This is a genomic window from Bradyrhizobium sp. P5_C11_2, from assembly GCF_054049755.1.
The window spans coordinates 1-5,826 of sequence record NZ_JBFULT010000487.1 but is presented as its reverse complement, the minus strand read 5'-3'; the positions used below and the strand labels follow the sequence as shown (position 1 = coordinate 5,826).

The 5,826-nt window shown below is 67.3% G+C and carries 5 protein-coding genes and 1 pseudogene; 4 read left to right on the top strand and 2 right to left on the bottom strand.

Annotation, left to right across the window (positions count from 1 at the left end; genetic code table 11):
* Positions 1-598, bottom strand: a pseudogene (locus tag ACXJL8_RS31785) (hypothetical protein); the annotation flags it as partial.
* Between the two features lie 75 nt (positions 599-673).
* Here ACXJL8_RS31785 and ACXJL8_RS31780 point away from each other — a divergent pair.
* Positions 674-1,870 carry an MFS transporter gene (locus tag ACXJL8_RS31780; RefSeq protein WP_456622098.1) on the top strand — a complete coding sequence of 399 codons (1,197 nt, stop codon included), beginning with the start codon at positions 674-676 and terminating at the stop codon, positions 1,868-1,870.
* Here ACXJL8_RS31780 and dgcA read toward each other — a convergent pair.
* On the bottom strand, positions 1,840-2,835 hold the full coding sequence (gene dgcA, locus ACXJL8_RS31775) for an N-acetyl-D-Glu racemase DgcA (RefSeq protein ID WP_456622097.1): 996 nt from the start codon (positions 2,833-2,835) through the stop codon (positions 1,840-1,842). The genes ACXJL8_RS31780 and dgcA overlap by 31 nt on opposite strands.
* A 142-nt stretch (positions 2,836-2,977) precedes the next feature.
* Here dgcA and ACXJL8_RS31770 point away from each other — a divergent pair, with 142 nt between their 5' ends.
* The 3 genes from ACXJL8_RS31770 to ACXJL8_RS31760 are packed head-to-tail and all read left to right on the top strand — an operon-like array spanning position 2,978 to position 5,797.
* Positions 2,978-4,111: an MlaE family ABC transporter permease gene (locus ACXJL8_RS31770; RefSeq protein ID WP_456622096.1), complete on the top strand. Its 1,134-nt coding sequence runs from the start codon at positions 2,978-2,980 to the stop codon at positions 4,109-4,111.
* 2 nt (positions 4,112-4,113) lie between these two features.
* The gene (locus ACXJL8_RS31765) at positions 4,114-4,896 is read left to right on the top strand and encodes an ABC transporter ATP-binding protein (protein WP_456622095.1); all 783 of its coding nucleotides are present in this window, start codon (positions 4,114-4,116) and stop codon (positions 4,894-4,896) included.
* A 19-nt stretch (positions 4,897-4,915) separates the two neighbouring features.
* Positions 4,916-5,797, top strand: a complete 882-nt coding sequence (locus ACXJL8_RS31760; RefSeq protein WP_456622094.1) for an MlaD family protein — start codon at positions 4,916-4,918, stop codon at positions 5,795-5,797.
* The last annotated feature ends 29 nt before the right edge of the window (positions 5,798-5,826 follow it).

Genomic DNA, 5,826 nt, shown 5'->3' with positions numbered 1-5,826 from the left:
GCGGCGCCTCCTGCACCGGAGCCGGCGCGGGCCGCACCGCCGCCTGCGGCGCTGCGTCGCTATCGGCGTCGGTCTGGTCGATCCGCTCCTTCAAGAGATCGAAGGCGGCCTTGAGCTCTTCGCGCGGGTCGATGATCGAAACCTGGGCGCAGGCCGCCTCGATGGCCGAGAGCTGCGAATCAATCAGGTCGCAGATTCGCCCGTCGGCGCCGATCTCGCGCCAGCGCCACGAGATCTCCTTGATGATGCGGACGCCGCGCTGGATCGGCCCGACGCTCGCCTCGATCGCGGAGGGGTCGAACGCCGCGATCGCGATGGTCTCGGCCTCCCGGATCGCGCGGCGGATCTCGACCAGCGCCTCGGGCAGGCGGTCCTCGACGACGGGTTGTCGCTGTGCGGCAAGGGTTTCCTCGATTTTCGCGACCGCGTCGAGCACCATGGCCGTGTCGGCATTGCGGTTTCGCTTGGCGTATTCGCCGAGGAACCAGCGGCCGCGCGCGGTCTCCATGAAGGCTTCGCGGATCGCGTCGTAGTCCTGCTCGTTCGGCTCGGCCGCGCGGGCAGACATAGGCGAGAGGGCAAATGCTTCAGAGGCCATGTCAATCTCGTCGCGCAAATCACTGCGCGTTAAGCTAACGATCACCACGATATCGACCGAATCGCAATTGGTTTGATGGCAAGCGAATCACAAATCCCCATCGCAGCGTCCGAAAAGCAGCGATTCGCGGTGCGGCTGGCGCTGTTCTATTCGGCGGTGTTCGCGGTCTCCGGCACGCATCTGCCGTTCTTTCCGGTCTGGCTGAAGGCGGTCGGCATCGACGCGGCCTGGATCGGCATCATCAGCGCGCTGCCGGGGATCACGCGGTTCACCACGCTGCCTTACGCCACCGCGCTTGCCGAAAAGCGCCATGCGATTCGCGCCGGCATCATGGTTTCGGTGTTTGCGACGGCGGTGGGGTTTGCGCTGCTCGGCTTGCAGCACCAGCCGCTGGCGCTGCTCCTGATCTATGCGCTGACCTGCATCATGTGGACGCCGGTGGTCCCGCTGACGGATGCGTACGCGCTGCGCGGCGTCGTTCGCTACGGCTTCGACTACGGGCCGGTGCGGCTGTGGGGCTCGGCAGCCTTCGCCGCCGGCTCACTCGCCTGCGGCTATCTCGTCGACAGCATCGCCACGCGCGAGCTGATCTGGGTCATCGTCGCCTGGGCCGTCGTGGCGGCCATCGCCGGCCTGCTGCTCCAGCCGCTCGACGATGTCAGGCGCAGGACCGCGGAGACGCCCGCCGGCAACGCCCTGCTGCGCGATGCCGGGTTCTGGGCCGTCATCCTCGCGGCCGCGCTGATCCAGGGCAGTCATGCCGCCTATTACTCGTTTTCGGCGATCAGCTGGCAGGCCCATGGTCTCGGCGGGCTCACGATCGCGGGCCTCTGGACGCTGGGTGTGATCGCCGAGATCGTCGTCTTCGCGCTGTCGCCGCGCTTCTCTCTGCATCCGTCGTCGCTGATGGCGATCGGCGGCGCGAGTGCCGTGGTGCGCTGGATCGTCACCGCGCATGATCCGCCGCTCGCGCTGCTCGCGGTGGTGCAATTGGGGCACGGCCTCAGCTTCGGCCTCACCATCATCGGCACCATGACCCTGCTGGTGCAGCGCGTGCCCTCGCATCAGATCGCGCGCGGGCAGGGCTACTATGCCGCGTCTAGCGGGCTGTTGGGCGCGGTGACCTCGATCGCGTCGGGCGCGATCTACGCGCAGATCGGCGAGGGCGTGTACTACGTGATGGCCGCGATGGCAGGCCTGGGCAGCCTCCTGATCTGGTCGGCGCGGCATCGGCTGAAAACTCAGCCCCAGAGCGAGGCGTCCGGCGGATAGACCAGGCTGTCGTCATAACGCAGCCCGTGCTCGCGGTCGCGCGCCAGCAGGAGCGGACCGTCGAGATCGACGAAGCGTGCCTGCGGCGTCACCAGCATCGCCGGCGCCATCGACAGCGAGGTTGCGACCATGCAGCCGATCATGATCTCGAAGCCGAGCGCCTGCGCCGCGTCAGCCATGGCGAGCGCCTCGGTGAGGCCGCCGGTCTTGTCGAGCTTGATGTTCACGGCGTCGTAGCGGTCGCGCAGCGGCGCGAGCGAGTTGCGGTCGTGCACGCTCTCGTCGGCGCAGACCGCGAGCGGCCGTTTGATCCGCGCCAGCGCGTCGTCCTTGCCGGCCGGCAGCGGCTGCTCGACCAGGGTGACGCCGGCGGCGTCGCAGGCGGCGAGGTTGTGCGCCAGATTGGCCTCGGTCCAGGCCTCGTTGGCGTCCACGATCAGCTCCGATTCGGGGGCGGCCTTCCGGACGGCTGCGATCCTGGCGTCGTCGCCCGCGCCGCCGAGCTTGATCTTGAGCAGCGGCCGGTGCGCAGCCCTGGCGGTCGCGGCCGCCATCGCCTCGGGGGTGCCCAGCGAGATGGTGTAGGCCGTGGTGCGCTCGCCCGGAACCGGGCGGTCCAGCAGGTTCCAGGCTCGCAACCCCGCCGCCTTGGCCTCCAGGTCGATCAGGGCGCAATCCAGCGCGTTGCGGGCCGCGCCCGGCGGCATGGCGGCTTGCAGGGCCTGCCTCGTCAGCCCGCCCGCGACGGCCGCCTGCATGGCCTCAATGGCCGCAAGGGTCGCCTCGGGGGTCTCGCCATAGCGGGGATAGGGCACGCACTCGCCGCGGCCGGTCAGGCCGTCCCGGCGGACCTCGGCCACCACGGTCACGGCCTCGGTCTTGGCGCCCCGGCTGATGGTGAAGCTGCCGGCGATCGGGAAGCGCTCGATTCGCCCAGCCAGTGCTGGAACTTTGCTGGAAGTCATTTTGAACTCTGGCGAAATCTGAACCTGCTAGTTACCTCTAGCAACTAACAATGGCCAGTTGGGGATACCTTTCCAGGTAAGGGCGCGTGCGCAACCATTTGATTTTATCCGTTTCTTGCGCCTCGGCGCGGGAGCGGACATCTTGAGCGGCGATCCGAAGCTGGAGCGGATTGCCAAGGGCAACGCGCTGGCACTCTGCGCCACCGGGACCTGGACCGCGAGTTTCGCCCCGGTCCTGGAGCGGATGGTCGCCGACGCCGAGAAGCTCGCCGGCGGCTCGCAAAGCATCTTCATCGACGTCTCCGAGGTCGCCAAGCTCGACACGTTCGGGGCCTGGCTGATCGAGCGGCTGCGCCGCAGCCTGACGCAAGGCGCGGTCGAGGCGCAGATCGCAGGGCTCTCGGCCAATTATTCGAGCCTCGTCGACGAGGTGCGGCGGGTCAGTGCGACGCCCGTCATCGACAGCAGCACGATCACCATCACCGGCATGCTGGAGCAGATCGGCCGCGCCGTGTCCGGCGTTGCCGGCACCGTCGCAGGCCTGATCGACATGCTCGGCGCGGTGCTCGCGGCGGGTTTTCGCGTGCTGATCCATCCGCGTTCGCTCCGCCTGACCTCGACGGTGCACCATCTCGAGCAGGTCTGCTGGCGCGCGGTGCCGATCATCGTGCTGATCACCTTCCTGATCGGCTGCATCATCGCCCAGCAGGGCATCTTCCATTTCCGCCGCTTCGGCGCCGACATCTTCGTCGTCGACATGCTGGGCGTGCTGGTGCTGCGCGAGATCGGCGTCCTGCTGGTCGCGATCATGGTCGCGGGCCGTTCGGGCAGCGCCTACACCGCCGAGCTCGGCTCGATGAAGATGCGCGAGGAGATCGACGCGCTGCGCACCATGGGCTTCGACCCGATCGAGGTCCTGGTGCTGCCGCGCATGCTGGCGCTGGTGCTGGCGCTGCCGATCCTGGCCTTCCTCGGCGCGATGGCGGCGCTCTATGGCGGCGGGCTGGTGGCCTGGCTCTATGGCGGCGTCGAACCCGAAGCCTTCCTGCTGCGCCTGCGCGACGCCATCTCGATCGACCATTTCATCGTCGGCATGGTCAAGGCGCCGGTGATGGCGGCCGTGATCGGCATCGTCGCCTGCGTCGAGGGGCTCGCGGTCCAGGGCAGCGCGGAATCGCTCGGACAGCACACCACCTCGTCGGTGGTGAAGGGCATCTTCTTCGTCATTGTCATGGACGGCGTGTTCGCCATCTTCTTCGCATCGATCGGAATGTGATGATGGCGCAAGAGATCAAGAACGTGGTTCAGGATCCCATCATCCGCGTCCGCGACATCACCGTGCAGTTCGGCGCGACGCGCGTGCTCGACGGGCTCAACCTCGACGTCAAGCGCGGCGAGATTTTGGGCTTTGTCGGCCCTTCAGGCGCGGGCAAATCGGTGCTGACACGCACCATCATCGGTCTGGTGCCGAAGGTCGCAGGCTCCATCGAGGTGTTCGGCGTCGACCTGGATTCCTCCAGCACATCGCAGCGCCGCAACGTCGAGCGGCGCTGGGGCGTGCTGTTCCAGCAGGGCGCGCTGTTCTCCTCGCTGACCGTGCGGCAGAACATCCAGTTTCCGATGCGCGAATATCTCAGGGTGTCGCAGCGGCTGATGGACGAGATCACCATGGCCAAGCTCACCATGGTCGGCCTCAAGCCCGAAGTGGCCGAGCGCTTTCCGTCGGAACTGTCCGGCGGCATGATCAAGCGCGTGGCGCTGGCGCGCGCCCTGTCGCTCGATCCGGACCTCGTCTTCCTCGACGAGCCGACCTCCGGTCTCGACCCGATCGGCGCCGGCGATTTCGACGAGCTGGTCAGGACGCTCCAGCGCACTTTGGGCCTGACCGTTTTCATGGTAACGCACGACCTCGACAGCCTTTACACCGCTTGCGACCGGATCGCCGTTTTAGGGAACGGTAAGATCATTGCGGCAGGGTCGATCGCCGACATGCAGGCCTCGCAGCATCCCTGGCTGAGGCAGTATTTCCATGGCAAGCGCGCCCGCGCGGTCATGGGCTGAGTGGTAGCCGGAGTAGCTGATGGAAACGCGGGCGAATTACGTGCTGATCGGGTCGTTCACGCTGGCGGTCATCGCCGCGGCGATCGGCTTCGTGCTGTGGTTCCAGTCGCTGCACACCACCAAGCAGCGCAGCCCCCTGCGCGTCGTGTTCGAGGGCCCGGCGGCGGGCCTGCGCAACGGCGGCAGTGTCAATTTCAACGGTATCCGGGTGGGTGAGGTGGTTTCGGTGAAGCTCGATAACCCGCGGCGGGTTGTCGCACTCGCCATGGTCGAGAACAACGCCCCGATCCGCAAGGACACCCTCGTCGGTCTCGAATTCCAGGGCCTCACCGGCGTCGCCGCGATCTCGCTCAAGGGTGGCGAGGAGACAGCGCCGGCCCCGCCGCTCGACGAGGACGGCATCCCGACGCTGACGGCGGATCCCAACAAGCTCCAGGACGTCACCGAGGCGATCCGCGGCACGCTCCAGAACATCAACAAGCTCGTCGCCGACAATCAGGAGTCGGTGAAGAACTCGCTGAAGAATCTCGAGGCCTTCACCAATTCGCTCGCCCGCAATTCCGAGAAGATCGACGGCGTGATGGCCAAGGTCGACGGCGTCATGCTCAAGGCCGACAATCTCATGCTCGGCCTCAACACGCTGGCCGGCGGCAAGGACGGCGGCGAGCTGTTCCAGGCGGTGAAATCGATCCGTGAGCTGGCCGACGATTTCGACAAGCGCTCCGGCGCATTGATGTCCGACGGCCGCCGCACGCTCGGTGACATCAGCCGCGCCGTGAACAATTTCGACCGCAACCCGACCCGCGTGCTGTTCGGCGCCAGCAACAGCGCACCAGCCGCCGCGCCGCCGCCGGCCGAGCCGCCGAAGCCGGCGCCCGCGAACGAGCGCAAGCGGCAGTAGCGGGCCAGAGTGCTTCCCCGACGTCGTCC